Here is a 25,654-nt window from a genome sequence, read left to right on the forward strand (position 1 = left end):
GACATTACAAGAACACGCGGAGACACAACACCGACGCACCGCAAGCACGCGCCACGCATCCACGCGTCGAGCCGCATGCGAGTGAGCGCGCACGAGCAGATTACGCGCGACGCGGACGATTCCCGCATCGCGTGAGTTTCAAAAAGCACCCGTCCAACTCAGACCAAGGGTCGATCATGTTCACCACGAAATGCATGCGCAACGCCGCACGGGGCGCGCTGACGCTTCTCGCCATCGCCGGGCTGTGCGGCGCGGGATCGAGCTTCGCCGCCGATCCCGTTCCTTACAAGATCACGACGGGCCAGGAACGCGGCACGTATATCCAGATCGGTCAGGACTTGTCGAAGTACGTGGCCGAGCCGGCGGGCATCGAGCTGGAGGTGCTGCCGTCGAAGGGATCGGCGGAAAACGTGCAGCGCATGCGCTACGAGCCTGGCGTGAAGTTCGCGCTGGTGCAGTCGGACGTGTATCAGGCTTATATGGACATGGCGACGTCGGGCAATGCCGATGCGGGCAAGATCATCAAGCCGCTGCGCCTCATCATGCCGCTCTACGATGAGGAAATTTACTTCGTCACGCGCGCGGATTCGCCGATGAAGTACATCCACGAGATCAAGGGCAAGAACATCAGCGTCGGGCCGATCGGCAGCGGCACGGCGCAATCGGCGGAGACGTTGTATCGGCTGATGTTCGGCGAGCCGATCGCCGATGCCAACGAGCAGCATCTGAACAACGAAGATTCGCTCGCGCGGCTGATCGTCGGCAAGATCGACGTGGCGGTGATCGTCGCGGGCCAGCCGGCGAAGCTCTTTCAGGACATGAACCCCGAACTGCTGAAGCAGATCAAGCTGCTGCGTCTCGATGCGAACGCGCAGGAAACCGCGCGCGCGAAGCAGACGTACTTCCCGGCGACGATCCGCACGACCAGTTATCCGAACTGGATTCAGGAAGACACGCCGACGCTCACCGTGAAGGCGTTTCTCGTGACCTACGATTACGGCTTGCGCGGGACGGTGGGCGCGCTGTCGAAGTTCGCCGATTCGCTGTGCTCCAACTTCGACACGCTCCAGGCGAACGGCCATCCGAAGTGGAAGCAGGTGCATCTGGAATTGCCGCCGCTCACGAAGGGCTGGAAGTACTATCCGCCGATGGAGAAGCACTTGCGCGCGTGCATCGCGCAGCGCACGGCGGCGGCCGAGCAGTCGCAAAATCCGGCGCGCAAGGTCGCGACGCGCGATGACGCCGCCTCGCAGAAGCCGAAGAAAGCGTCGTGCTCCGCGCAGGAAAAGCTGCTGCTGCTGTGCGATCAGTGATGCGCGGGAACTAGCGCACGAGCGCCGGCATGAGCGCGACCAGGCGCGCCGCGCCGCGTTCGATCGCGGCGGCGCTCGTCCCGCCGTAGCCGAGCAGCACGCCCTGCTGCGCCGGCGCGCCCGCGTAGAACGCGCGGATGCCATACAGCCCGACCGATACCGCGCGCGCCGCCGCGACGACTTCGTGTTCGCGCAACGAAGCATCGAGCCGCGCGACCAGATGAATGCCCGCCGTAGCCGGCAGCGGCTCGAACCACGGCGCGAGCCCGCCGTTCAGATGTTCGATCAATACCGCGCGGCGTTGCGCGTATGCCTTATGCATGCGGCGCAGATGTTTCGCGTATTCGCCGTCGAGCATGAATGCGCCGAGCGCCGCCTGCGTCAACATGCAACTGTGCCAGTCGCAGGTCTGCTTGGCGTTCCAGAGCGGTTCGGAAAGCGTCGCGGGCGGCACGACGTAGCCGAGCCGCAGATCGGGAAAGAGCGTCTTCGAAAACGTGCCGACATACGCGACCAGTCCGGCGCGATCCAGACTTTTCAGCGATTCGACCGGCCGGCCTTCGAAGCGGAATTCGCCGTCGTAATCGTCCTCGACGATCACCGCGCCGCGCTTGCCCGCCCATTCGAGCAATTCGACGCGCCGGTCGAGGCTCATCGGCATGCCGAGCGGAAACTGATGCGACGGCGTCACGTAGACGAGACGCGTATTGCGCGGCAGCTTTTTCACGACGATGCCCTCGCCATCGACCGGCGCATGCGCGATGCGCGCGCCGAGCGCCGCGAACAGCGCCCGCGCGGGCGGATAGCCCGGCTCTTCGACCGCGACGACATCGCCCGGCTGGATTGTCACGCGCGCGAGCAGATCGAGCGCCTGTTGCGCGCCTTGCGTCACGATCACGTCCTGCCAGTTGCACACGACCGCGCGGCTGAACGCCAGATAGCGCGCGATGCCGAGCCGCAACGCCTGCTCGCCGCCCGGATCGCGATACGCCGCGACGCCGCCGCCCGCGCGCGCCTGCGTGCGCAACGCCTGATTCACGCAGCGGCGCCAGGCGTCGTAGGGAAAAAGCGTCTTGTCGGTGACGCCGCCTTTGAAGTCGCAATCGAGCGTTTCGTGGACGGGCGGCATCGGCATCGCCATGCGCTCGGGCATCTTGCGCCAGATGCCGGTCGCGCGGGCGCGGGCGGAAATGGGCTCGACGCGGGCGGACGGCAGCCGCGCGAGGCCATCCGCGACGAACGTGCCGTCGCCCGCGCGCGTGCGCAAGAAACCTTCTGCGATAAGGCGTTCGAAGACATCGAGCGTGGTCTTGCGCGAGACGCCGAGTTGCACGGCGAGATCGCGCGTGGACGGCAGGCGCGCGTTCGCGGCGAGCCGCCCGTCGACGATGCCCGCGCGAAGCTGGCCGTAAATCTGGCCGGTGAGGTCGCGGCGGCCGTGAAGGGTGATGTGGATGTCCAAAATTCGCTCACACGGACTGGTCTCAGGGAGCCAAGAGGCCGTCGCCGAAGATATCGCGGCACAACGTTACGCCCTCCACCGTCAACTCCGCGCTTCCCGTCCCATCTTCGCTCATTCTCACGTCGACGAGCCCTGCCTCCTCCAACCCGGTCAGCATTCGGCGCAGCGCGCTCATCGGCAGATCGGACTGTTTCGCCAGCTTCGCGAGCGACCACGCGCGCCCAGGCGTTTCCTTCCGCGCGCGCCACAACTGCGTCAGCACGGCGACGAGCGCCGGATCGATGTCATCGCTCATGCGCGTTCTCCCATCTTCGCCTCCTTGCCCGCAAGTTCGCCGAGCCGTCGCAGCGCGGCCTCGCTCTGCGCGGTCCACGGATAACTGTAGTTGAGACGGATGAAGTGGCTGAAGGCATTGCGCGTCGAGAACATGTAGCCCGGCCCGACCGTGATGCCGCTCGCGAGCGCGGCGCGGTAAAGTCGCATCGAATCGACGCGCGCCGGCAGTTCGACCCATAGCACGTACCCGCCCTGCGGCGCCGACGTGCGCGTGCCCGCCGGAAAAAACCGCTCGACCATCGCGCCCATGATGCGCGACTGCTGCCGATACAGCCTGCGCACGCGCCGCAGATGCCGGTCGTAGCCGTCCTGCCGCAGATAATCCGCGACCGCCACCTGCGGCACAGACGGCGTCGCCAGCGTGTTGAGGAACTTGAGCTTTTCGACCTGCGCCCGGTAGCGCCCCGGCATCGCCCAGCCGATGCGGTACGACGCCGTCAGGCTCTTCGAGAACGACGCGCAATGCAACACCAGCCCTTTCGTATCGAAATTCTTGAGCGACGACGGGCGCACATCGCCGTAATAAAGCTCGTGATAGACATCGTTTTCGATGACGGGAATCTCGTGCGTCGAGAGCAAGTCGACGAGCTTGCGCTTGCGTTCGTCCGGCATCTGGAAGCCGAGCGGATTCTGGAAGTTCGGCATCACCATGCACGCCGCAATCTTTCTTCTGCCGATGATCTGCGCCAGCGCGTCGATGTCGATGCCCTCGGCCGGATGCGTCGGCACTTCGATCGCACGCATGCCGAGACGTTCGATCGCGTGCAGCATCGCGTAGTAAGTCGGCGATTCGACCGCCACCGTATCGCCCGGCTTCGCGACGGCCTGCAGGCTCAGATTGATCGCCTCGGTCGCGCCGACGGTGATCACAATCTCGTCCGGATCGACCGGCACGCCGTTCTCGGCATAGCGCCGCGCGATCTGGCGAATCAGTTCGGGATTGCCCGGCGGCAAATCGTCGATGAGATTCCAGCTCGAATGCCGGCGCGCGATCGCGTTCGCATACTGGTTGATGCGCCGCCACGGGAACGGCTCGGGATCCGGATACGGCGAGCCGAACGGCACGGCATCGTGGGCGCGGATGCTGCGCAACGTCGAGAGCACGAGCCGGCTCACATCGACCTCCGATGCCGTCGCGATGACGCGCTTCGGCTCACGGCGCGCCGCGCCCGCCTGCGGCTTCGCGCGCACGAAATAGCCGGACTGCGGGCGCGTCTCCAGAATGCCGCGGCCTTCCAGCAGCGCGTACGCATGCAGCACCGTCTTGATGCTCACGCCGTGCTGCTGGCTCGCCTGCCGCACCGACGCGATCTTCTCGCCGGGCGTGAACACGCCGCGCCGCACGGCTTCCTCGATTTCGTCGGCGAGCTTTTCGTAGAGTTTCAAGGGCGTTGCATCCGTTGGCGGCATGCCGCAACTGTACTCCTTCTATTTCTTATTTTCTGTGTGCCGCACGCGATTCGGAACACAGTACGCTTCGAACATCGCAGGCCAGAAGCATCATCCGACAACCATGTTCAAGAAGCCCGAAGAACGCATCGAACCCTATACGCATCCTGCCGCCGGCTGGGGCGCGCTCAAGCAGGTCGCCATCAATCTCGTCAAGGAGAAGGTGGCGGGCGGCAATTACAAGACGCTGTTCAAGCAGAATCAGCCCGACGGCTTCGATTGCCCGGGCTGCGCGTGGCCGGATCGCGAGCATGGCTCGACGTTCGAATTCTGCGAAAACGGCGTGAAGGCCGTCGCCGCCGAAGCGACGAGCAAGCGCGTCACGCCCGCGTTCTTCGCGAAGCACACGGTTTCTGCGCTGATGGAACAGTCCGATTACGAACTGGAGCAGCACGGCCGTCTCACCGATCCGCTCGTCTACGATGCGCGGCGCGACCGCTACGTGCCGATCGAATGGGACGACGCGTTCGAACTGATCGCATCGCATCTGAAGAAACTCGACGATCCCGATCGCGCCGCGTTCTACACGTCGGGACGCGCGAGCAACGAGGCGGCGTTTCTGTATCAGTTGTTCGTGCGGATGTACGGCACCAACAACTTCCCCGATTGCTCGAACATGTGCCACGAAGCGACGAGCCGCGGCTTGCCGCATACGGTCGGCATCGGCAAGGGCACGGTCACGCTCGACGACTTCGAACACGCCGACACGCTTCTGCTCTTCGGCCAGAATCCGGCGACGAACCATCCGCGCATGCTCGGCGAATTGCGCGATTGCGCGAAGCGCGGGGCGACCATCGTGTCGATCAATCCGCTGAAGGAGCGCGGCCTCGAACGCTTCGCGAGCCCGCAGCACACGCTCGACATGCTGTCGCCGAAGGGCGTGAAGATCAGCTCGGTGTTCATCCGCCCGAAAGTCGGCGGCGATTTCGCGCTCATCAAGGGCGTGGCCAAGCGCGTGATCGAGCTGGATGACGCCGCGCGCGCGAACGGCGGCGAGCGCGTGCTCGATGTCGATTTCATCTCGGAACACACGGTCGGCTTCGACGCCTTCGCCGACGATCTGCGCGCCGAAAGCTGGGACGCGATCATCGCGGAATCGGGCGTGGAGCGGGACGATCTGCTAGATCTCGCCGATATCTATGCGAAAGGTCGCGCCGTCATCGCGACATGGGGCATGGGCCTCACGCAGCACAAGAACTCCGTGCCGACCATCCAGATCCTCTCCAACCTGATGATGATGCGCGGGAATATTGGCCGGCGCGGCGCGGGCTTATGTCCGGTGCGCGGCCATTCGAACGTGCAGGGAGACCGCACCGTCGGCATCGAGGAAAAGCCGACGCAGGCGTTTCTCGACCGGCTCGGCGCGGCCTACGACTTCGAGCCGCCGCGCGAGCATGGCTACGACGTCGTCGAAACCATTCACGCGATGCTGGAAGGCAAGGTGAAGGTGTTCATCGGCCTGGGCGGCAATTTTTCGATCGCAACGCCCGATACACCGCGCACCTGGGAAGCGATGCGTTCGTGCGATCTCACGGTGCACATCACGACGAAGCTCAACCGCAGTCATCTCGTGCACGGCCGCGACGCGCTCATCCTGCCGACGCTCGGCCGCACCGAAATCGATATGCAGAACGGCGTGCCGCAAGGCGTGTCCGTCGAGGATTCGATGAGCATGGTTCACATCTCGTACGGCATGAACAAGCCGGCGTCGGCGAATCTGCTTTCCGAAGTGGCGATCGTCGCGCGCATGGCGCACGCGACACTCGGCTCCGCGAAAGTCGACTGGCGCGCGCATGCGGACGACTACGCGCTGATCCGCGACGGCATCGAAAAAGTGCTCGACGGCTTCGAGCACTATAACGAACGCCTGAAGCAGCCCGGCGGCTTCCATCTGGGCGTGGCCTCTCGCGATCGTGTGTGGAAGACGCCGAGCGGCAAGGCACAGTTCATCGTGCATGAGATCGCATTCGATACGCCGATTCACCGCGCCCGCGCGCTGCATGGGGAGCGCCTCATGACGCTGATGACGACGCGCTCGCACGATCAGTACAACACGACGATCTACGGCCTCGATGACCGCTATCGCGGCGTGTACGGACAGCGGCGCGTGCTGTTCGCGAACCGCGATGACATCGATATGCTCGGTTTCGAGCCGGGCGAACTCGTGGACATCACGAGCGTATGGGATGACGGCGTGGAGCGCCGCGTGAACGGTTTCAAGCTGGTCGAGTACGATATTCCGCGCGGCTGCCTCGGCGCGTACTATCCGGAGACCAACCCGCTCGTGCCGCTGTCGTCGGTTGCGGATGGCGCCGGTACGCCGACTTCGAAGTCCATTCCCGTGTTGCTGACATCCTCCAGCCGGTCGATGACGCCTTGAAGCCGCTTTGCGACGACATGTTGCACAGGGCGCGAAGCCGCGCGTTCTGGCGCTGACGAATGCGCCTTTCCAGCGCCGCCGCGCCGCTGAAGCGCCAGTCGGCGAACGCGCCGAGCGTGGCGAGGATCGCGGCCCAAGCGCTCAGACCCGCTGCGAAACTGTCGAATTCGTTGCTGAACCAGACGCCGCCGAGCATCGCGACCGCGAATACAAACATGACCACGTAGAACGGCGGGCAGTGTTCGTGCTCGACGCGAGCCCGGCTTCCAGCGCCCAGGCCCAATTGATAACCGCTCAAGGAATACGCGCTGATGGAGTGAATCATTCTGTCCTCCAAACTGTCATAAGTCTGTGAAGCACGAACTTACGCATTCGGAGCGAGCAGCGACACCAGACAACTCCTAACAATGCATGCGGCGCTTTACCCTTGACTTTCGTGGAGCGCGCTCGAATCGCTCATTTCGCACCGACGAACTCCTGCATATCGGCATCCGCTTCGCCCGCGAGCGGCACGATGCCTGACGGTCCCGTCGCATGCGGCTGCAGCAGCAGCGCGACCAGTCCGCTCCAGCCCGTCTGATGCGATGCGCCCACGCCGCGCCCGTTATCGCCGTGAAAATATTCGTGAAAGAGCACGAGATCGCGCGAACGCGGATCGGCCTGCAAGAGCGGATATGCGGCCATCACGGGACGCTCGCCGTTCTTGTCGAGCAGAAAGAGCGTGGTCACGCGGCGCGCAAGTTCGTCGGCGATCTGCGCGAGCGAGAACTTCTGCCCCGAGCCGGTCGGATATTCGACACGGAAATCGTCGCCGTAATAACGATGAAACTCGTGGATCGATTCGATCAGCAGATAGTTCACCGGCATCCACACCGGGCCGCGCCAGTTCGAGTTGCCGCCGAACACGCGCGAGTCCGATTCCGCCGGCAGATAGCGGATGCCGAAGCTCTCGCTGTTGTGATAGTAGACGAACGGGTTATCGAGATGCACGCGCGAGAGCGCGCGCACGCCGTGATCGGAGAGGAATTCGGTTTCGTCGAGCGTGCGCCTGAGCAGCGCCTTCATGCGATGTCCGCGCAACAGCGACAGCAGCACGCTGTTGCCTTGCCCCGAGACATTCCACCGCGAGACGAGCCGCGCGAGATCGGTGCGATGTTCGAGGAACCAGTGCAGCCGTTCGCGCAGTTCCGGCAGCGACCGATACACCTTCGGTTCCAGCACATGCACCGCGAAGAGCGGAATCAGGCCGACGATGGACCGCACGCGCATCGGCACGCTGGAGCCGTCGGGCAGGCGCAGCTTGTCGTAAAAGAACTCGTCCTCGCTGTCCCAGAGGCCCGTGTCGCAGTCGTCCTCGCAGCTCACCGCCTCAGCGATATACAGGAAGTGCTCGAAGAACTTCACCGCGATATCGACGAACACCTTGTTCGCGTACGCCAGTTCCAGCGCGATACGCATCAGGTCGAGCGCGTACGCGGCCATCCACGCGGTGCCGTCGGCCTGATCGATATGCCCGCCCGTCGGCAGCGGCGACGAGCGATCGAAGATGCCCACGTTGTCCAGCCCGAGAAAGCCGCCCTGGAAGATATTCTTGCCGTCGGCGTCCTTGCGGTTGACCCACCACGAGAAGTTCAGCAGCAGCTTGTGGAACACGAGTTCGAGGAAATCGCGGTCGCCTTTGCCGGTGATCGCGCGATCGATTTCGTAGACGCGCCACGTCGCCCAGGCATGCACGGGCGGATTGGCATCGCCGAAAGCCCATTCGTAGGCGGGCAACTGGCCGTTCGGATGCTGATAGCGGTCCTTCACGAGCAATAGCAACTGACGCTTTGCGAATTCAGGGTCGATGAGCGCGAACGCCGCAGCATGGAACGCGAGATCCCACGATGCGTACCACGGATACTCCCACTTGTCCGGCATCGACACGATGTCCGCGTTGCACAGATGCCGCCAGTCCGAATCGCGCCCGAAACGCCGCTGCTTGGGCGGCTTCGGCTGGAGCGGATCGCCGTCGAGCCAGCGCGTCACGTCGAACTGATAATACTGTTTCGACCAGAGCATGCCCGCGAGCGCCTGGCGCTGCACGAGGCGCTGATCGGCATCGGCGATATCGTGCTGCAGCGCGCCGTAGAACTCGTCGGCTTCCGCGAGGCGGCGCGCAAAAAGCGCATCGACGTCGAGCGGCACCGCGTCCGGCGCCGATTCGGGCCGCCAGCGCAGATACACCACGGCCCTGCCGTGCGGCTCCAGTTCGAGACCGGCATGCGCGGCCGCGCGCGTGCCCTTGTCGCGGCGAATCGCGTCTTCATCGCCTTGCAGGATGTAATCGTTGAAGCCGTCCTTGAACGGCCCTTCGCCTTCCATCTGAAAGAGCCGCTTCACGTTGGTCTCGTTCTCGCAGAAGAGCCATTCGATGTTCGCGGCGTCGGGCGACCACGCGGTGACGACCATCGGCTCGTGCGCGCCCTGTTCGGCGAGCACGTATGTGCCTTCGCCCTGCACGGTCTCCACTTTCAGCGAAGGCTTGATGGGCGCCGGCTTCCATGACCATGTGTTGCGCGCCCAGATTTGCGGCAGCACGTCGAGCGAGGCCGATACCGCGCCGCGATTCTCCACCGTCACGCGCATCACGATGTCGTCGGGCGTGTGCTTCGCGTATTCGACCTGCACGTCGAAGTAGCGCTCGTCGTCGAACACGCCGGTGTCGAGCACTTCGTACTCGGGCATGTCGGCGCCGCGCCGCGCGTTTTCATCGACGAGATCGGCGTACGGATAAGCCGCATGCGGATACTTGTAGAGCATGCGCATGTAGGAATGCGTCGGCGTGCCGTCGATGTAGAAGTACAGTTCCTTCACGTCCTCGCCATGATTGCCTTCCTGGTTCGTCAGACCGAAAAGCCGCTCCTTGATGATCGGATCGCAGCCGTTCCAGAGTGCGAGCGATATGCACCAGTTGAGCTTGTCGTCGCCGAAGCCGGCGATGCCGTCCTCGCCCCATCGATACGCACGGCTGCGCGCATGATCGTGCGGAAAGTATTCCCACGCGGTGCCGAATTCGCTGTAGTCCTCGCGCACTGTTCCCCATTGCCGTTCGCTCAGATACGGTCCCCAGCGCTGCCAGCGCGAGCAGTCTTTCGAATGGAGCCGCGAGCCCTCTACGGTGTCGAGCTGGTTGACGGGGCGCGATCTGGGCATGGACGTCTCCTCGTTGGCGGCGTGCGGAACGGCGGGCAAGACCCGTAATTTAACGCGTTCGTTCGCGCATTGCGCGCGTCACGTCTATCGCGTGCCGAGCAGCTTTTCGATCCGCAGCAGTTCCGCGAGCGACCACGCCTGAAATGGCGTGCCGCCGGGCGTGTGTGGCGCGTCGCCATCGGCGACCTCGCTGATGTGATCGAGGCCGTAGCGATCGAGATGCGCATGGAGCGGCGCAAGAAAGCGCTCGCGTGCGCCCGCCGCGCCGTGCACGCGCACCCAGGCTTCGACGAACGGACCGATGAGCCACGGCCACACGGTGCCCTGGTGATACGCGCCGTCGCGTTCGAGCACGCCGCCCGCGTAGCGCGCCCTGTACGCCGGATCGGACGGCGCTAGCGTGCGCAGGCCGAGCGGCGTGAGAAGCTGCGTTTCGACCTGATCGACGACGGCACGCGCGATATCGCCATCGACGAGTGGAAACGGCAGGCCGCCGACCGCGAAGATCTGATTCGGACGCACCGCGCGATCGACCTTGCCGGTTTCGTGGTCCACATCGACGACATCGTAGAGCGTGTGCGTGTCCGGATCGACGAAGCGCGCGGCGAACGACAGCCGCGCCTGATCGCGCAACGGCTGCCAGCGTGCATTCCACGCGCTCGCGATCGACAGCGCGTTGATCCACAGCGCCTGCACCTCGACCGGCTTGCCGATGCGCGGCGTCACGACCCAGTCGCCCGCCTTCGCGTCCATCCACGTCAGTTGCACGCCGGCCACGCCCGCGCGCAGCAGGCCGTCGTGATCGGCGGCGATACCGAAGCGCGTGCCGCGCGCGTAGCCTTCGAGGATCGCATCGACGGCGCTTTGCAGGCGGCTCGTCGTCGCGGCGTGGGCGTGACCCGTCGCCAGATAGTCCTGCACGGCGACGGCGAACCACAGCGATGCATCGACGGAGTTGTATTCCGGCAGCCCGCCGCTGTCGGGAAAGCGGTTCGGCACCATGCCTTCGGAGATCGTGTCGGCCCATTCGAGCAGGATCGATTCCGCTTCCTGATGCCGGCCCGACGCGAGCAGAAGGCCGCGCATCGAGATGAAGGTATCGCGGCCCCAGTCGGTGAACCACGGAAAGCCCGCGATGATCGTCTTGCCGACGTTGCGCGTGACCACGTAGGCATCGGCGCTGCGTGCGAGCCGGGAGCCGAACGCCGCGCGCCGCTCCGCTTCCCGCGATGCAAGATGCGCCGCATGCGCGAGCGCGCTGTCTTCGAACGGCCTGTCGTGGCCGGCGTGCGCGTGCAGGATCATCACGGCATCGCCGCGCGCGAGGTCGAAGGTGAAGACGCCGGGCGTCGCGAGGTCTTCGGTGAAATCGAGTCCGCGCTCGCGTTCGCGCGCGTAGCAGAAGTTGCGATACCAGTCGGGCGCGTGATCGTAGGCGCCGTTCGATGTGACGCAGATCGTCGGCAGATCGCCGTAGGGCTGCCATTGCACGCGTTCGCCTTCGAGCGTCGCATCGAAGGAAAAGGCCGCGTTTTCGTGATGCAGCGCGTGATAGTCGCGTCCCGAGAGGAGCGGACGCACGCCGAGCTTCGCGGTCTCAGAGGCGCCTTCGAGACGCCAGCGCAGCACGGTCTCGCGCGCGTCCTTCGCGACGAATGCTTCCGCGACGACGACGGCATCGTCGCCGATGGCGAATCGCCATGTTGGCCACGGTTCAGTGTCGAACGAAAGCAGGCTTGCGGATGTGTCGGGATAGAGCACGTCGGGCGCGTAACGCTGCATCGTAAGCGGAATGCGTTTATCGCCCGCTGCGAGCCACGCTTCGACGCCGTTGATGAGCACGACGCGGCCTGCTGGCGGTTGCGTCGCCGTGAGCAGCAGCGCGTGATAGCGCCGCGTGCGCATGGTGCCGACGGTGCCGGAAGCGAAGCCGCCGCTCGCGTCGGCTTCAAGCCATTCGTCTTCGAGACGCGCGGTGTCGATCGGCGATTCGTCGGTGCGTTCGATGCGTGTCATGGCTTTTTTCTTCGCTGGATCTTTTGATCGTGGCGGCTCGGCGTTTCGCCGGATCCCGTGTTCGTGTCGGTCTATTAGCACTGCCCCTGTGCGGGGCGGCAGTCACTTTCTTCGCTGGATCCTTTGATCGTGGCGGCTCGGCGTTTCGCCGGATCCCGTGTTCGTGTCGGTCTATTAGCACTGCCCCTGTGCGGGGCGGCAGTCACTTTCTTCGCTGGATCCTTTGATCGTGGCGGCTCGGCGTTTCGCCGGATCCCGTGTTCGTGTCGGTCTATTAGCACTGCCCCTGTGCGGGGCGGCAGTCACTTTCTTCGCTGGATCCTTTGATCGTGGCGGCTCGGCGTTTCGCCGGATCCCGTGTTCGTGTCGGTCTATTAGCACTGCCCCTGTGCGGGGCGGCAGTCACTTTCTTCGCTGGATCCTTTGATCGTGGCGGCTCGGCGTTTCGCCGGATCCCGTGTTCGTGTCGGTCTATTAGCACTGCCCCTGTGCGGGGCGGCAGTCACTTTCTTTGCTGCTGCAAAGAAAGTAACCAAAGAAAGCAGCTTCTGATACGCCCGCGGTCACACGCAATTTGGGTAGTCCTCTCGTCGTTCGTGGGCTGCCTAAAGAGTGCCCTCATAGGACCAACCGGGCCTGGCTCGCGCACGGTCTGACTAGCCAAAAAGTCCCAGCGCGCGGGTTCAGCAATCATACATCCGGCACAGCGCTACGCGCTGCCGCCCGGTATGCAAGGGCAACCAACGAATCACAGATGCAATGAGATCGACGCGTTAGTAGCGAAGCACGCGCGGACCCAATGGACCGGTCGGCCGCGAAGCGGGCTGGAGCTATTCCGTGCTGAACCGGTTTGTTAGGTGGTGCGATGTGGCAGACCGTGCGCGATCCAAGTCCCGCAACTTCTATGAGGGCACTCTTTAGGCGAGTGCCACCTGGGACGAGAGAACTACCCAACGTGCGTATGACCGCGGGCGTGAAAAGCTGCTTTCTTTGCCTACTTTCTTTGCAGCAGCAAAGAAAGTAGGTGCCGCCCCGCACAGGGGCAACGCTAATAGACCACAAAGAAAACGGGATCCGGCGAAGAAGAAGAGGAAGAAGACATGACCTCACCCAACAACCACCGTCACAGCATGAATCAAAATCCCAACCGCGCCGCCCACAAGCGTCCCATTCACCCGAATGAACTGCAAATCCCGCCCGATATTGAGCTCAACATCCCTGACGAGCGTCGCATCGTCCCACTGCTTGACAGTAGCGGCGATATGCTTCGCGATACCATCCCGCAACTCCGGCGCCAAAGCCTTCAACGCATCCCGCATATGCTCGTTGATTGAATCGCGCAACGCCGGATCGCTGCCGAGCGCCGCGGCAAAACCACCCGCCATCGCCACGACCTTCGCGTGAAACGCCGAATCGGGTCGCCTGATATCGGCATCGAGCCACGCGATGAACTCATCCCATAGCCCGTTCACATAGCCGCGCAATTCCGGCCGATCGAGCCATTCGCGCTTGTGCTCGTCGATACGCGCCTTGAACGAAGGGTCAGTCTTCAACCGCTCGACAAACCGCTCCACGGCCGCATCGAACGCCTTGCGGCGCTCGTGCTCCGGGTCGCTGCTCACGTCGTGCAGCCATTGATTCGCGCCGCGCACGAGACCCGCCGCGAACTTGTTCCCGAGATCCTCCGCATTCAGCCCGACGAACCCCAGCATGCCGACGAGCTTCGGATACTCCTCGCCCGCCACCGCGACGATGCGCGTCGCCAGCATCTCCTGCACCTCGGGCTTGTCGAGCCAGCCGGCCAGTTGCTTCAGGCCTTCGTCGAGCAGCAACTGATGACGCCGGTCCGAGGTCAGCGCCGACAGCACGCTGCCCGCCGCGCCCGCGAGATCGAACGAATCCGCGCGTCGGCGCAGCGTGTCGTACAGCATCGTCTTCACGCGCTCGTCGTCGACGAAAGACAGCAACTGGCCGACCGCCGTCACCGCCTTCTTGCCGAGCAGCTCCGAGTTCTTCGGCTCGGCGAGCCACATCGACAGACGGCTCGCCGGATCGAACGCATTCACGCGCGCGACGAGCGCATCGGTGCCGAGAAAACGGTCGCGCACGAACACCGCCAGATTGTCCGCGACGCGCGCCTTGTTCGCGGGCAGGATCGCCGTATGCGGAATCGGCACGCCGAGCGGATGACGAAACAGCGCGACGACCGCGAACCAGTCCGCAAGCGCGCCGACCATCGCGGCTTCCGCGAACGACGACACCCACGCCCACGCGCCCGCATCGTGCTGGCTCTTGGCGAGCGCGAACAACGCGCCGGCCGCGACGAGCAGCGCGAAGGCGAACCACTTCATTCTTTTCAGCGCGACCGCTTTGTCTTGCGCGTTTTCCTGCGTTTCCATCTATGTCGGTTTCATGGTTTTGACGAGGCCGAAAGCTTACCAGCACTACGCTGCAATTCCCGAAGGACATCGACGGCGCGCTCGCCCTCGTCGGCCGGAACGAAGATGTGGTCGTGATACGCCGCCGCCATCACATTGCAACTGATGCCCGCTTCACCGAGCGCATGCGCGAACGCCGCGGTCAAACCGACAGCGTTCAGGTCCGAATGCACCGTCAGCGTGATCCACGCCGCGCGAAACAGCGGCACGATGCCCGCTGCCTGCGCCGCGCGCCCTTCCATCACGACGGTCAAGCCCTCGCGCTCGCGAAACGTCGCGACGATGCCCGCGCCGCTCGTCACAGCATCGTGCGGCAGCGACGCGAACACATACACGCCCGGCTGCAATTCGGGCTGCATCGACGCGATCAGCGTATCGAGATCACGCAGCATTTTCGGTAGCCCTCGTTCTAGCCAGCACCGGGCGCAACGCCGCACCGGTATGGCTGCGCGGATGCGTCGCGAGCGTGTCCGGGTCCGCGGCCGCGACGATCGTACCGCCGTTCACGCCGCCTTCCGGGCCGAGATCGAGCACCCAGTCGGCTTCGGCGATCACATCGAGATCGTGTTCGATGACGATCACGCTGTGCCCGCCATCCACCAGACGATGCAGCACGCGGATCAGCTTCGCGACGTCCGCCATGTGCAGGCCAACGGTCGGCTCGTCGAGGACATAGAGCGTATGCGGCGGCTTCTGGCCGCGTCGCGTGATGTCGTCGCGCACCTTCGACAACTCGGTGACGAGCTTGATGCGCTGCGCTTCGCCGCCCGACAGCGTCGGCGACGGCTGGCCGAGCGTCAGATAACCGAGGCCGACATCGCGCAGCAATTGCAGCGGATGCGCGATGCTTTGCATCGACGAGAAGAACTCGACGGCCTCGTCGATTTCCATCGTCAGCACTTCGCCGATGTTCTTGCCGCGCCACGTCACCGCGAGTGTCTCGGGATTGAAGCGCTGGCCATGACACACGTCGCACGGCACTTTGACGTCGGGCAGGAAGCTCATCGCAATCGTGCGCACGCCCTGGCCTTCGCACGCGGGACAGCGCCCCTCGCCCGTGTTGAACGAGAATCGCGACGGCGTATAGCCGCGCGCGCGGGCTTCGAGCGTATCGGCGAACAGCTTGCGGATGGTGTCCCACATGCCGATGTACGTCGCCGGGCATGAACGCGGAGTCTTGCCGATCGGCGTCTGATCGACTTCCAGCACGCGATCGATAGCTTCGAAACCAGTCACGCCGCTGCAACCCTGCCACCCGTGCGCGACATCGAACTTCGGACGCGGCGCTTCGCGTGCGAGCACGCTGGCGCGCGCCTTCGTGCCGGGCTTGCTCGTGTCGGCGGCCTGCGCCGCCTTGCGCGCACGCCGCACCGCGGGCGACGACAGCACCGAGCGGCCTACAGCATCGAGCAGATTGGTCATCAGCACGTCGCGCGCGAGCGTCGACTTGCCCGAGCCCGACACGCCCGTAATCGCGACGAGCCGGTTCAGCGGCATCGTCGCCGTCACGTTGCGCAGATTGTGGAGCGTCGCGCCTTCGACAGTGAGCCATTGCTCCGGAACAGCCGCGCGCTTCGCCGTCCCCGCACGCACTTCGCGGCGCGGCTGCAAAGGATGCACGATCGGATTCGCAAGGAACTGGCCGGTCAGCGACGCCTTGTGCGCCGCGAGGTCCGTCACGTTGCCCTGCGCGACGACCGTGCCGCCGCGCTTGCCCGCGCCCGGCCCGATATCGATGATGTGATCCGCGCGGCGAATCGTGTCTTCATCGTGCTCGACGACGACGAGCGTGTTGCCCTTGTCGTTCAGCTTCTTGAGCGCGGACAGCAAGATGAGGTTGTCGCGCGGATGCAGACCGATGGTCGGTTCATCGAGCACATAACACACGCCTTGCAGATTGCTGCCGAGTTGCGCGGCGAGGCGGATGCGTTGCGCTTCGCCGCCGGAAAGCGTTGGCGCGGCGCGATCGAGGCTCAGATAACCGAGCCCGACTTCTTCGAGAAATTGCAGACGTCCTTCGATCTCGCTGACGACGTCCCGCGCGATATCCGCATCGCGGCCCTTCAGCTTCAGCGAAGCGATCCACTCGCGCGTGTCGCTGACGGTCCATCGTCCGACTTCCGTGATCGGATAATTGCCGAACGTGACCGCGCGGGCGACATCGTTCAGACGCGTGCCTTCGCAATCCGGGCACGGTTGATCGATGATATCGTCCGGCTCCTGATCCACCGAACCGATGCTCTGCTCGCGGCCGCGATCGTCCTGCGCGAAGACCGTGTCGTCGAACGCGGCACGTTGCTCGCGCGTGAGCTTCACGCCCGTGCCGACGCATGTGTTGCACCAGCCATGCTTGCTGTTGTACGAGAACATGCGCGGATCGAGTTCGGGATAACTCGTGCCGCACACCGGGCACGCGCGCTTGGTCGAGAACACGCGCGTTTCTTCCTTGCCGCGCCGCGCGCCGTCTTGCCACGAACCATGCAGTTCGTCGAGCGGCGCGCAAAGATGCATGACGCCCTTGCCGATTTCGAGCGTATCGTCGAGCAAACGCCGCAGTTCCGCTTCGTTATCCGCCGACACGACGAGATCCGCTACCGGCAGTTCGATCGTATGTTCGCGGAAGCGATCGAGCTTCGGCCACGGGCTCACAGGCAGGAATTCGCCATCCACACGCAGGTGCGTGTTGCCGCGCGCCTTCGCCCATTTCGCGAGATCGGTATAGACGCCCTTGCGATTGACGACGAGCGGCGCGAGCAGTCCGACATGCTGTCCCTTGAAGTCGCGCATGATCTGTGCGGCGATCGACTCCGAGCTTTGCGACTGGACCGGCGTGCCATCGTGAATGCAATGCTGAATGCCGAGCTTCACGTACAGCAGGCGCAGGAAGTGCCAGACTTCCGATGTCGTCGCGACCGTCGACTTGCGTCCGCCGCGCGACAGACGCTGCTCGATCGCGACGGTCGGCGGAATGCCATAGACGGCATCGACTTCGGGACGGCCGGCGGGCTGCACGATAGAGCGCGCATACGCGTTCAGCGATTCGAGGTAACGGCGCTGGCCTTCATGGAAAAGAATATCGAACGCGAGCGTCGACTTGCCCGAGCCTGACACGCCCGTCACGACATTGAACTTGTTGTGCGGAATATCGACATCGAGCGACTTCAGGTTGTGCTCGCGCGCATTGACGATACGCACGACGTTCTCGCCCTGCAACGCACGACGCGCGCTCGCGACTTCCGCCGCGAGTTGCAGCGGCACGCCCGCGCGCTTTTCCGCCGCGCCCGGCGCCATCGCTTCTTCGTAGTCGACCAGCGCGCGGCCCGTATGCGATTGTTCGCATGCCGAAACATCGTCGGGCGTGCCGACACATACGATCTGCCCGCCGCCATCGCCGCCTTCGGGACCGAGATCGATGATCCAGTCGGCCGCGCGAATCACATCGAGATTGTGTTCGATGACGATCAGCGAATGTCCGCGTTCGAGCAAACGTCGCAGCGCCTGCATCAACTTGGCGATATCGTCGAAATGCAGGCCAGTGGTCGGCTCGTCGAACATGAAGAGACGGCGTTCGCTCTTGCTCGTCTGCGACGTTTCCGCGAGAAAGCCCGCGAGCTTCAGACGCTGGGCCTCGCCGCCCGAAAGCGTCGGCACGGGCTGGCCGAGCTTCACGTATTCGAGACCGACATCGACGATCGGCTGCAAAACGCGCAGCACTTCCTTGTCGTCCGCGAAGAGCGCGACGGCTTCGCTTACCGTGAGTTCGAGCACATCGGCGACGCTCAGTTGCCGATTGCCGCGCTCGATCTTCACCTCGAGAATTTCCGCGCGATAACGGCGTCCGTCGCAATCCGGGCAACGCAGATAGACATCGCTCAGGAACTGCATCTCGACGTGCTCGAAGCCTGAACCGCCGCACGTCGGACAGCGTCCGTCGCCCGAGTTGAAGCTGAACATGCTTGCGCTATAGCCGCGCTGCAACGCGAGCGGCGCCTTTGCATAGAGCTTGCGGATTTCATCGAACGCGCCGACATAGCTCGCCGGATTAGAGCGTGCCGTGCGGCCGATCGGCGACTGATCGACGAACACCACATCGCTCAGATGTTCCGCGCCTTTAAGATCGCGATACGCGCCGGGCGCCTCTGTCGCCTTGCCGAAGTGGCGCATCAGCGCGGGCGCGAGCACGTCCTGGATCAGCGTCGACTTGCCCGAGCCGGACACGCCCGTCACGCAGACGAGACGTTGCAGCGGAATATCGACGGTGACGTCGCGCAGGTTGTGATCGCTCGCGCCTTCGAGCGTGAGGCGCGGCGTGTTCGCATCGACGATGCGCCGGTTCCAGTTCGACGCATGCGCGACATGCTTGCGCCCGCCGAGATACGCGCCGGTCAGCGTGTCGGTGGTTTGAATGTCGTTGGGCGCGCCGTCGTAGACGATCTGCCCGCCGCGTTCGCCCGGCCCCGGTCCCATGTCGATGAGACGATCCGCCGCGAGCATCACCGACGGATCGTGCTCGACTACGACGAGCGTATTGCCCGCATCGCGTAGACGATGCATCGCCTCCACGATGCGGTTCAGATCGCGCGGATGCAAGCCGATGCTCGGCTCATCGAGCACGAACAGCGTGTTGACGAGCGACGTGCCGAGCGCGGTCGTCAGGTTGATGCGCTGCACTTCGCCGCCGGACAGCGTGCGCGATTGGCGATCCAGCGTCAGATAGCCGAGACCGACATCGCAAAGATATTTCAGGCGCGTGCGCACTTCCGCGTGCAGCAGCTTGAGCGCTTCGTCGAGCAAAGTGGACGGCAGCGTGAGCGAATCGAAGAAGCGGCGAATGCGCTCGATCGGCATCAGCATCAGATCGTGCACGGTCAAGCCCGGCAACGCCTCGAGCTGATCGCGCGTCCAGTCGACGCCTTCGGGCATGAAGCGATCTTGCGGCGACAGGACCGCATCGGCCTGTTCCTTCGTGCCGAGACGCCACAGCAGCGATTCGGTTTTGAGGCGCGCGCCGGCGCATACCGGACACGTCGTATAGCTGCGATATTTCGATAGCAGCACGCGAATATGCATCTTGTACGCCTTCGACTCCAGATAATCGAAGAAGCGCTGCACGCCGTACCACTGGTTCTGCCACTTGCCGGTCCAGTCCGGCGAGCCCTTGATGACCCAGTCGCGTTCCTGTTGCGTGAGATCCTTCCACGGCACGCCGAGACGAATGCCCGCCTTCGCGCCGTACTTCACGAGATCGTCCTGATTCTCTTTCCACGCGGGCGTTTGCAGCGTCTTGACCGCGCCTTCGCGCAACGTCTTCTTCTCGTCGGGAATGACGAGCCCGTAATCGACGCCGATCACGCGTCCGAAGCCGCGGCACGTCTCGCACGCGCCATAAGCCGAATTGAACGAGAACAACGCGGGCTGCGGGTCCGCGTAACGCAGATCGCTTTCCGGGCTATGCAGGCCGGTGGAAAAGCGCCAGATTTCCGGCTCGCTTTCGTCCTTCAGCACATACACGTCGACGCGCCCCGTGCCGCGCAGCAACGCGCTTTCGATAGCTTCCAGCGCGCGCGAACGCTCGGTGTTCTGCACACGGAAGCGATCCGCGACGACATCCAGCATCTGCCGCTTGCCGCTCGCGGTTTCGACGTGCCGTTTCGCCTGCACGCGCGTATAGCCGCTCGCGGAGAGCCATTGCTCGACTTCCTCGTCGCTCGCGGTATCGGGCAGTTCGACCGGGAACGTGACCGCGAGACGCGGATCGTCGGCGCGCGTGCGTTCCAGCAGTTCGGCGTAGATCGTCTCCGGCGTGTCGTGACGCACGCGGTGCGACGTCTTCTTGTCGAAAAGCTCGGCGGCGCGCGCATAAAAGAGCTTCAGATGGTCGTTCAGCTCGGTCATCGTGCCGACGGTCGAGCGCGAACTACGCACCGGATTCGTCTGGTCGATGGCGATGGCGGGCGGCACGCCGTCCACGCGGTCGACCTGCGGCCGGTCCATCCGGTCGAGAAACTGGCGCGCATACGCGCTGAACGTCTCGACGTAGCGCCGCTGGCCTTCCGCGTAGAGCGTGTCGAAAACCAGGCTGGATTTGCCGGAACCGGACGGGCCGGTCACGACCGTCATCTGGCCGGTATGCAGGTCGAGATCGAGATTCTTGAGATTGTGCTGACGTGCGCCGCGAATGCGGATTGCGTTATTCGATGCCAATTTTTCAACCGGTTCAATAAGTTGGGCGGCTTACCGGAAGCGCTCCGCGAACATGCGAAGTGTTCGGAAGTGCGCGGCCGCCATAGCGATCAGTACTGTACACGCATACAGTGTTCGCCGCCAAACGTGTCAGGAGTGTCCGGTGATGCTACGCAAGCCGCTCGCCTGCCCGCCGACTATGCGAGATGCGCGATCAGCGCGTCCGCGACGGCATCCGGCGCCTCGCGCAGCGGAAAATGCCCCGCGCCGTCGATGACGACGCGCCGGTAGCCCGCCGTGAAGTAATGCGCCTGGCCTTCGGAGCTTGCCGGTTCGTCGCAGGCATCGGCGCCGCCCTGAATCATCAGCGCAGGCACGCCAATGCGTTCGGTCGCCGCAAGCCGAGCGTACGACGCCGCGAGCGCCGGATCGGACGGCTGGTCGCCGCGCCATCGGCGGCGATAGGCGTTCAACGTGATCGGCACCCAGTCGGGATTGTCAAATGCGCGGGAAGTCGCCGCGAACTCGGCTTCATCGAACCAGCCAGACGGCGACCATGTGTCCCACTGGATGCGCGCGAAGCCTTTGGGATCGGCGGCGACGGCGTCCGGACCGCCATCGAGCGACATGAACCATTGATACCAGAAGCGCCGCGCCTGCGAAAAATCCGGCAGCTCGAAGACGCCGCGCGGCTGATACGCGAGCGCGAGCGCGGCCATGCGGCGCACGCGTTCGGGAAACAGCGCGGAAATCGTGTAGGCGGCGCGCGCGCCCCAGTCATGGCCGACGACATCGAATGTGGCGATGCCGAGCGCATCGGCGAGATCGACGGCGTCTTGCGCGAGCGCGACACCCGAGCCGTCGCGCACCGTGTCGCTGCTCAGAAAGCGCGTGCCGCCCGCGCCTCGCAACTCCGGCACGATGGTCCGATAGCCGGCTTCGTTGAGACGCGCGGCAACGGCATTCCAGGCGCGCGCGGCATCCGGCCAGCCGTGAAGCAGGATGACGACGGGACCATCGGCGGGACCGGAATCGGCGTAGGCGATATCGAGCGTCGGCGTGCGGGCGTGGCGTCCGAAGTCCAGCATGGCGAGACTCCTCGAAGGGGAAGCGTCATTCTAGCGAGCAGTGACAACGCGCGCTCGGCGAGTCACGCCCCGATCAGCACGCCGCTCCTGATCGCTGTTTCGCCTGTCACCCGCCCCATCGGCGCGCCCGCGTACACGAAGCGGATCGCGCGGCGCATGTAGAACACACCGTCGTTGGTCGTGGTGACGGTCGTCACCGCATCCGTGACCGGATCGACGATATCGAACACCGGATCGCCCGCCTTCAGCCGCGCGCCCACTTTCGCGCGATACACGACGATCCCGCTCGCCGGCGCCGTCAGTTGCTGGCTGCCCGCGAGCGGCGTCGCGGGTTGCGCGAGCGGCGGCACATCCTTCGCCTCGCCTTCGATCACGCCGCGCGCGATCAGATAATCGACGATGGCCTGCGCATCAGCCGACGCCGTCTCGTAGTCGACATCGCGCTGCCCGCGATGCTCGATCGTCGCCGCGATATTCGGCGCGCCGAGCGGCGTGCCGTCGCCCAGACGCGCGCGGACTTCGTTCCACAAAAGCGCGTGAACCTCGTCGAACGACTGGCCGCCCGAGTCGGTGGCGAGCAATACGCCGTTCGCGCCGAGCAGACGCGCGAGCGGCTCGATCGCGGGCCAGCTCGCGGGGCTCGTGTAGACGTGCATCGTCGCTTCGAGCGAGCAATGCAGATCGAGCACGATATCCGCGCGCGACGCAAGCGTCAGCAGCGCAAGCCGAAGCGATTCGAATTCGTTCTTCGCGTTGATCTCGCCGAGCATCTCGACGAGCGCGCCGCGCAACACGCGCGCGTTGTGCGCGGCATCGCCCGATGAAAAGCGCGCGCCCACGCGTTCGATCAACGCATCGGCGGACGGCATCGGAAAACTACGGTTGAAGTTGTGGCCGCTGTTCGCCTCGAAGCGTCCGAGAAATTGCCCGAGCACATGCTGCGACAAACCGATGGGATTCGCGACCGGCACCAGCACGACCTCGCCGCGCATACGGCCTTCCGCTTCGAGCTCGACGAGACGCCGCTTCAGGGTCCACGCGGCGAGCATGGCGGGCGTTTCGTCGGCATGCAGCGAGGCTTGCAGATAAACGCTCTCGCCGCGCGCGCCATCGCCGAAACGGAAGCTGACGAGTTCGCGCGACGTGCCGAGCGTCGTCGAGACAAGTGGATGACGTTGCGTGTGCATGGTCAATCGCCGTAGACGTCGAAATCGAAATACTTGCGCGCGATCTTCTGATACGTGCCATCCGCGCGCATGTCGCCCACGGCCTTGTCGACCTTCGCCTTCAGCGCCGCATCGTCCTGACGCAGACCCATGCCGACGCCGTGATCGCCCATCGACAGCGGCTCGCCGACGAACGCGAAACCCGCGCCGCGCGGCGTCTTCAGAAAGCCGTGCTCCGCTTCAACCGAACCGAGCAGCGCGGCGTCGATGCGTCCCGCCGTCAGATCGCTCAGCACGCCGTCCATGCTCTGATACGCGACCACTTCGACGCCGCCCGGCTGCCAGTTCTTCATCGCGAAGGTTTCGAACTGACTGCCGCTCTGCACGCCGATGCGCTTGCCGCGCAAGCCCTGCGCGCTCGCCGTGAGCGGCGCGCCCTGCTTGGCGATCAGCCGCGAGCGGAACTGGAATAGCTTCGTGGAGAAGGCGATCTGTTTCATGCGCTTGTCGGTGATCGCCATCGACGACATGATCGCGTCGATCTTGCGCGCCTGCAGCGCGGGAATCATCCCCGAGAATTCGAGTTCGACCCACTGGCAGCGCATCGCGATGCGGCGGCAAATTTCATCGCCGAGATCGACGTCGAAGCCCGCGACGTGGCCATCGGGCGTCTTCACGTCCATCGGCGGATAGCCGGGATCGATGCCGAGGCGCAAGGTGTCGGCGTCCTTCGCATGAACCGGCGCGGCGGCGGCGAGCGCGGCGGCCAGAAAGAGCGTGCTGAGTCTGAACATGGGCGCGGTGTCTCCTGAATATGACCACCGATGGTACGGGCGCAAAACGCTCGCAAAAAGACACGCTTTGCTTATCATGATCACTTTTCGAGATCACCCGACGGAGCCGAGCGTGGATCTGACGTTGACGCAGTTGCGCATGTTCGTCGCCGTCGCCGATGCGGGCAGCGTGCGCGCCGCCGCGCGCAGGCTCGATATCGCGCAAAGCGGCATCACGCAGCAATTGCAGAAGTTCGAAGCACTCGCGGGCGGGCCGCTGTTCGAACGCGACGTGCGCGGCGCGCGCCTGACGCCGATCGGCGAACGCCTGCGCGTGCGCGCCGAACTGATACTCGGGGAATGCCGCAAGACGGAAGATGAGATGCGTCAGTTGCGCGGCGAATTGACGGGGCGCGTCGCGCTCGGACTCGCGGCCGAAGCGACGATGCGGCTCTTTCCCGCGCTGCTCGCGAGCTATCGGGAGCGCTGCCCGCGCATCGACGTGCATCTGACGAGCGCGACCTCGCGCGTGCTGACGTCATGGGTACGCGACGGCAGTCTCGACTTCGCGCTCGCACTGATTGCGCCCGGCGCCGACATCCACGATCTGGAAACGACGCCGCTCTTCGATTCGGAAGTGGCAATCATCGCGCGGCGCGGTCATCCGCTAGAACGCGCGCGCACGCTCGCCGAGCTGCGCGATGCCGAATGGGTCAGCACGCGGCAAAGCGGCGGCGCGGCGCCCGGCAACAAGCTGTCGGCGCTCTTCGAGCAGGCGAAGCTCGCGCCGCCGCGCATCGCCGCGACGACGGAAGCGGTCTTCGACACGCTGCATTGCATCGCGTCGGGCGATTACCTCGGCCTCGAGCCGGCGAGTCTCGCCGGCCATGCTTTCTTTCGCGAGCACGTCGGCATTGTGCCGATCGCCGAACGCGCCGCGAAGACGCCCGTCTGCCTGCTACGCCGCGCGGGCGTACCGCTCACGCCCGCCGCGCAGGAACTCGCGACGATGGCCGTCTCGTTCGCGCGGATGCTGCCGCTTCAGCGCGACGCGTGACGCGCGTGCGATCCCTTCGACTTGGCGGCCGCGTTTCTGCGCCGCGTCGCCCAGCCTTTTTTCGCCGCCGCTGAACGATCCGCCGCCGAACGCCGGCTGGCGACTGCATGCGTCTGCCGCGACAACGACTTGTGCGAAGCGGCCTTGGTGCTTTCGCGCTTCAGCACGCGCGTCGAAACGGCCGAGCGCTTCGCCTTCGATTCAGTGCTCGGACTCTTCTTCGTGCGATGCGAAGCCTTCGTGTCCTGCGCGGCCTTTTTCCTCGTCGCCTCGGATGCCGCGCCCTTCTTCGGCGGCTTCATCTTAACGCCCGAGCGGCGCGCTTCCGACAAGCCGATCGCGATGGCCTGCTTCGCCGACTTCGCGCCGTGCTTGCCCTCGCGAATGTGATCGATCTGCTCCTTCACGAACGCACCGGCCTGCGTGCTCGCGGACTTGCCTTCGCGCTTCGCCTTCGATGCGCGCTCGACGGTTTTCTTTTCGGGCATGTCGGACCTCCAATATGAAGTGGGCTTGCATCGATCGAACGAGCAACGGCCATGCCCGCATTTTCGGTCTGCAAACGTTTGCGATGTCACCGGCGAAGCGTATGTAAAGAAAGAGAAAGGCGAGCGGCCAACACGCGTGCAAAGCAGCGTTCGAAACGGCTAAAGGCGGCCGAAACGTTGCCGTTAACGCGCTTATCCATAGCACCCGGGTCGTCTAAATTGAAGCCTGTTTTGCCTCTTGTTCTTGCGTTGTGGCCGGGGCCGCCGTGGATATGATCCAAACAGGTAAGCACTTCCCTCTGGCACTGCA

16 protein-coding genes are annotated in these 25,654 nt (G+C 64.5%); 4 read left to right on the forward strand and 12 right to left on the reverse strand.

Annotated features, from left to right (window positions below; genetic code table 11):
• Positions 1 to 176: 176 nt before the first annotated feature.
• Positions 177 to 1,313: a TAXI family TRAP transporter solute-binding subunit gene (locus AWB77_RS23900; protein WP_082852747.1), complete on the forward strand. Its 1,137-nt coding sequence runs from the start codon at positions 177 to 179 to the stop codon at positions 1,311 to 1,313.
• A 10-nt stretch (positions 1,314 to 1,323) separates the two neighbouring features.
• On the opposite strand, the gene pdxR is transcribed toward AWB77_RS23900, so the two are convergent.
• From pdxR to AWB77_RS23915, 3 genes are read right to left on the reverse strand one after another with little or no spacing between them, the layout of a single operon-like run.
• A complete protein-coding gene (gene pdxR / locus AWB77_RS23905; protein WP_061136920.1) occupies positions 1,324 to 2,775 on the reverse strand; it encodes a MocR-like pyridoxine biosynthesis transcription factor PdxR in 1,452 nt (483 codons plus the stop codon).
• A 22-nt stretch (positions 2,776 to 2,797) separates the two neighbouring features.
• Positions 2,798 to 3,070 (reverse strand): helix-turn-helix domain-containing protein, encoded by a 273-nt coding sequence (locus tag AWB77_RS23910; protein ID WP_061136921.1) that lies wholly within the window; start codon positions 3,068 to 3,070, stop codon positions 2,798 to 2,800.
• Positions 3,067 to 4,497 (reverse strand): aminotransferase-like domain-containing protein, encoded by a 1,431-nt coding sequence (locus tag AWB77_RS23915; RefSeq protein ID WP_061137029.1) that lies wholly within the window; start codon positions 4,495 to 4,497, stop codon positions 3,067 to 3,069. Before AWB77_RS23915 ends, AWB77_RS23910 begins: the two co-directional genes overlap by 4 nt.
• A gap of 127 nt (positions 4,498 to 4,624) precedes the next feature.
• On the opposite strand from AWB77_RS23915, the gene AWB77_RS23920 reads away from it, so the two are divergent.
• Positions 4,625 to 6,940 carry an FdhF/YdeP family oxidoreductase gene (locus AWB77_RS23920; protein ID WP_061137030.1) on the forward strand — a complete coding sequence of 772 codons (2,316 nt, stop codon included), beginning with the start codon at positions 4,625 to 4,627 and terminating at the stop codon, positions 6,938 to 6,940.
• A gap of 59 nt (positions 6,941 to 6,999) precedes the next feature.
• Positions 7,000 to 7,167: a hypothetical protein gene (locus AWB77_RS36110; protein ID WP_157694917.1), complete on the forward strand. Its 168-nt coding sequence runs from the start codon at positions 7,000 to 7,002 to the stop codon at positions 7,165 to 7,167.
• A gap of 229 nt (positions 7,168 to 7,396) precedes the next feature.
• Here AWB77_RS36110 and AWB77_RS23925 read toward each other — a convergent pair whose 3' ends face one another.
• The 8 genes from AWB77_RS23925 to AWB77_RS23960 form a co-directional block, all read right to left on the reverse strand.
• Positions 7,397 to 10,135 (reverse strand): MGH1-like glycoside hydrolase domain-containing protein, encoded by a 2,739-nt coding sequence (locus AWB77_RS23925; protein ID WP_061136922.1) that lies wholly within the window; start codon positions 10,133 to 10,135, stop codon positions 7,397 to 7,399.
• A gap of 84 nt (positions 10,136 to 10,219) precedes the next feature.
• Positions 10,220 to 12,151 carry an amylo-alpha-1,6-glucosidase gene (locus AWB77_RS23930; protein ID WP_061136923.1) on the reverse strand — a complete coding sequence of 644 codons (1,932 nt, stop codon included), beginning with the start codon at positions 12,149 to 12,151 and terminating at the stop codon, positions 10,220 to 10,222.
• 1,106 nt (positions 12,152 to 13,257) lie between these two features.
• Entirely contained in the window at positions 13,258 to 14,550 is a 1,293-nt protein-coding gene (locus tag AWB77_RS23935; protein WP_061136924.1) for a DUF445 domain-containing protein, read from the reverse strand.
• Positions 14,551 to 14,561: 11 nt separating this feature from the next.
• Positions 14,562 to 14,981: an ACT domain-containing protein gene (locus tag AWB77_RS23940; RefSeq protein WP_061136925.1), complete on the reverse strand. Its 420-nt coding sequence runs from the start codon at positions 14,979 to 14,981 to the stop codon at positions 14,562 to 14,564.
• The gene (gene uvrA, locus AWB77_RS23945) at positions 14,971 to 20,793 is read right to left on the reverse strand and encodes an excinuclease ABC subunit UvrA (protein WP_096031176.1); all 5,823 of its coding nucleotides are present in this window, start codon (positions 20,791 to 20,793) and stop codon (positions 14,971 to 14,973) included. The genes AWB77_RS23940 and uvrA overlap by 11 nt, the downstream gene beginning before the upstream one ends.
• Before the next feature lie 176 nt (positions 20,794 to 20,969).
• Positions 20,970 to 21,860 carry an alpha/beta fold hydrolase gene (locus AWB77_RS23950; protein WP_061136927.1) on the reverse strand — a complete coding sequence of 297 codons (891 nt, stop codon included), beginning with the start codon at positions 21,858 to 21,860 and terminating at the stop codon, positions 20,970 to 20,972.
• A gap of 62 nt (positions 21,861 to 21,922) precedes the next feature.
• Positions 21,923 to 23,047, reverse strand: a complete 1,125-nt coding sequence (locus tag AWB77_RS23955; RefSeq protein ID WP_061136928.1) for a succinylglutamate desuccinylase/aspartoacylase family protein — start codon at positions 23,045 to 23,047, stop codon at positions 21,923 to 21,925.
• A 2-nt stretch (positions 23,048 to 23,049) separates the two neighbouring features.
• The gene (locus tag AWB77_RS23960; protein WP_061136929.1) at positions 23,050 to 23,820 is read right to left on the reverse strand and encodes a transporter substrate-binding domain-containing protein; all 771 of its coding nucleotides are present in this window, start codon (positions 23,818 to 23,820) and stop codon (positions 23,050 to 23,052) included.
• 112 nt (positions 23,821 to 23,932) lie between these two features.
• On the opposite strand from AWB77_RS23960, the gene AWB77_RS23965 reads away from it, so the two are divergent.
• Complete coding sequence (locus tag AWB77_RS23965; RefSeq protein WP_061136930.1) at positions 23,933 to 24,856, forward strand: LysR family transcriptional regulator; 924 nt, start codon at positions 23,933 to 23,935, stop codon at positions 24,854 to 24,856.
• Here the strand turns inward: AWB77_RS23965 and AWB77_RS23970 are convergent.
• Positions 24,841 to 25,344 (reverse strand): DUF6496 domain-containing protein, encoded by a 504-nt coding sequence (locus AWB77_RS23970; protein WP_061136931.1) that lies wholly within the window; start codon positions 25,342 to 25,344, stop codon positions 24,841 to 24,843. The genes AWB77_RS23965 and AWB77_RS23970 overlap by 16 nt on opposite strands.
• Between the last annotated feature and the right edge of the window lie 310 nt (positions 25,345 to 25,654).

This window comes from Caballeronia fortuita (assembly GCF_001544835.2).
GTDB classification, from domain to species: Bacteria; Pseudomonadota; Gammaproteobacteria; order Burkholderiales; family Burkholderiaceae; genus Caballeronia; species Caballeronia fortuita.

What these genes read in the sequence shown, in the direction of transcription:
- AWB77_RS36110 (WP_157694917.1), top strand. Translation starts at nt 7,000, where the DNA reads ATGCGCCTTTCCAGCGCCGCCGCGCCGCTGAAGCGCCAGTCGGCGAAC.
- AWB77_RS23935 (WP_061136924.1), bottom strand. Translation starts at nt 14,550, where the DNA reads ATGGAAACGCAGGAAAACGCGCAAGACAAAGCGGTCGCGCTGAAAAGA.
- AWB77_RS23925 (WP_061136922.1), bottom strand. Translation starts at nt 10,135, where the DNA reads ATGCCCAGATCGCGCCCCGTCAACCAGCTCGACACCGTAGAGGGCTCG.
- AWB77_RS23970 (WP_061136931.1), bottom strand. Translation starts at nt 25,344, where the DNA reads ATGCCCGAAAAGAAAACCGTCGAGCGCGCATCGAAGGCGAAGCGCGAA.
- AWB77_RS23955 (WP_061136928.1), bottom strand. Translation starts at nt 23,047, where the DNA reads ATGCACACGCAACGTCATCCACTTGTCTCGACGACGCTCGGCACGTCG.
- AWB77_RS23900 (WP_082852747.1), top strand. Translation starts at nt 177, where the DNA reads ATGTTCACCACGAAATGCATGCGCAACGCCGCACGGGGCGCGCTGACG.
- AWB77_RS23960 (WP_061136929.1), bottom strand. Translation starts at nt 23,820, where the DNA reads ATGTTCAGACTCAGCACGCTCTTTCTGGCCGCCGCGCTCGCCGCCGCC.
- AWB77_RS23920 (WP_061137030.1), top strand. Translation starts at nt 4,625, where the DNA reads ATGTTCAAGAAGCCCGAAGAACGCATCGAACCCTATACGCATCCTGCC.
- AWB77_RS23940 (WP_061136925.1), bottom strand. Translation starts at nt 14,981, where the DNA reads ATGCTGCGTGATCTCGATACGCTGATCGCGTCGATGCAGCCCGAATTG.
- AWB77_RS23950 (WP_061136927.1), bottom strand. Translation starts at nt 21,860, where the DNA reads ATGCTGGACTTCGGACGCCACGCCCGCACGCCGACGCTCGATATCGCC.
- AWB77_RS23910 (WP_061136921.1), bottom strand. Translation starts at nt 3,070, where the DNA reads ATGAGCGATGACATCGATCCGGCGCTCGTCGCCGTGCTGACGCAGTTG.
- AWB77_RS23930 (WP_061136923.1), bottom strand. Translation starts at nt 12,151, where the DNA reads ATGACACGCATCGAACGCACCGACGAATCGCCGATCGACACCGCGCGT.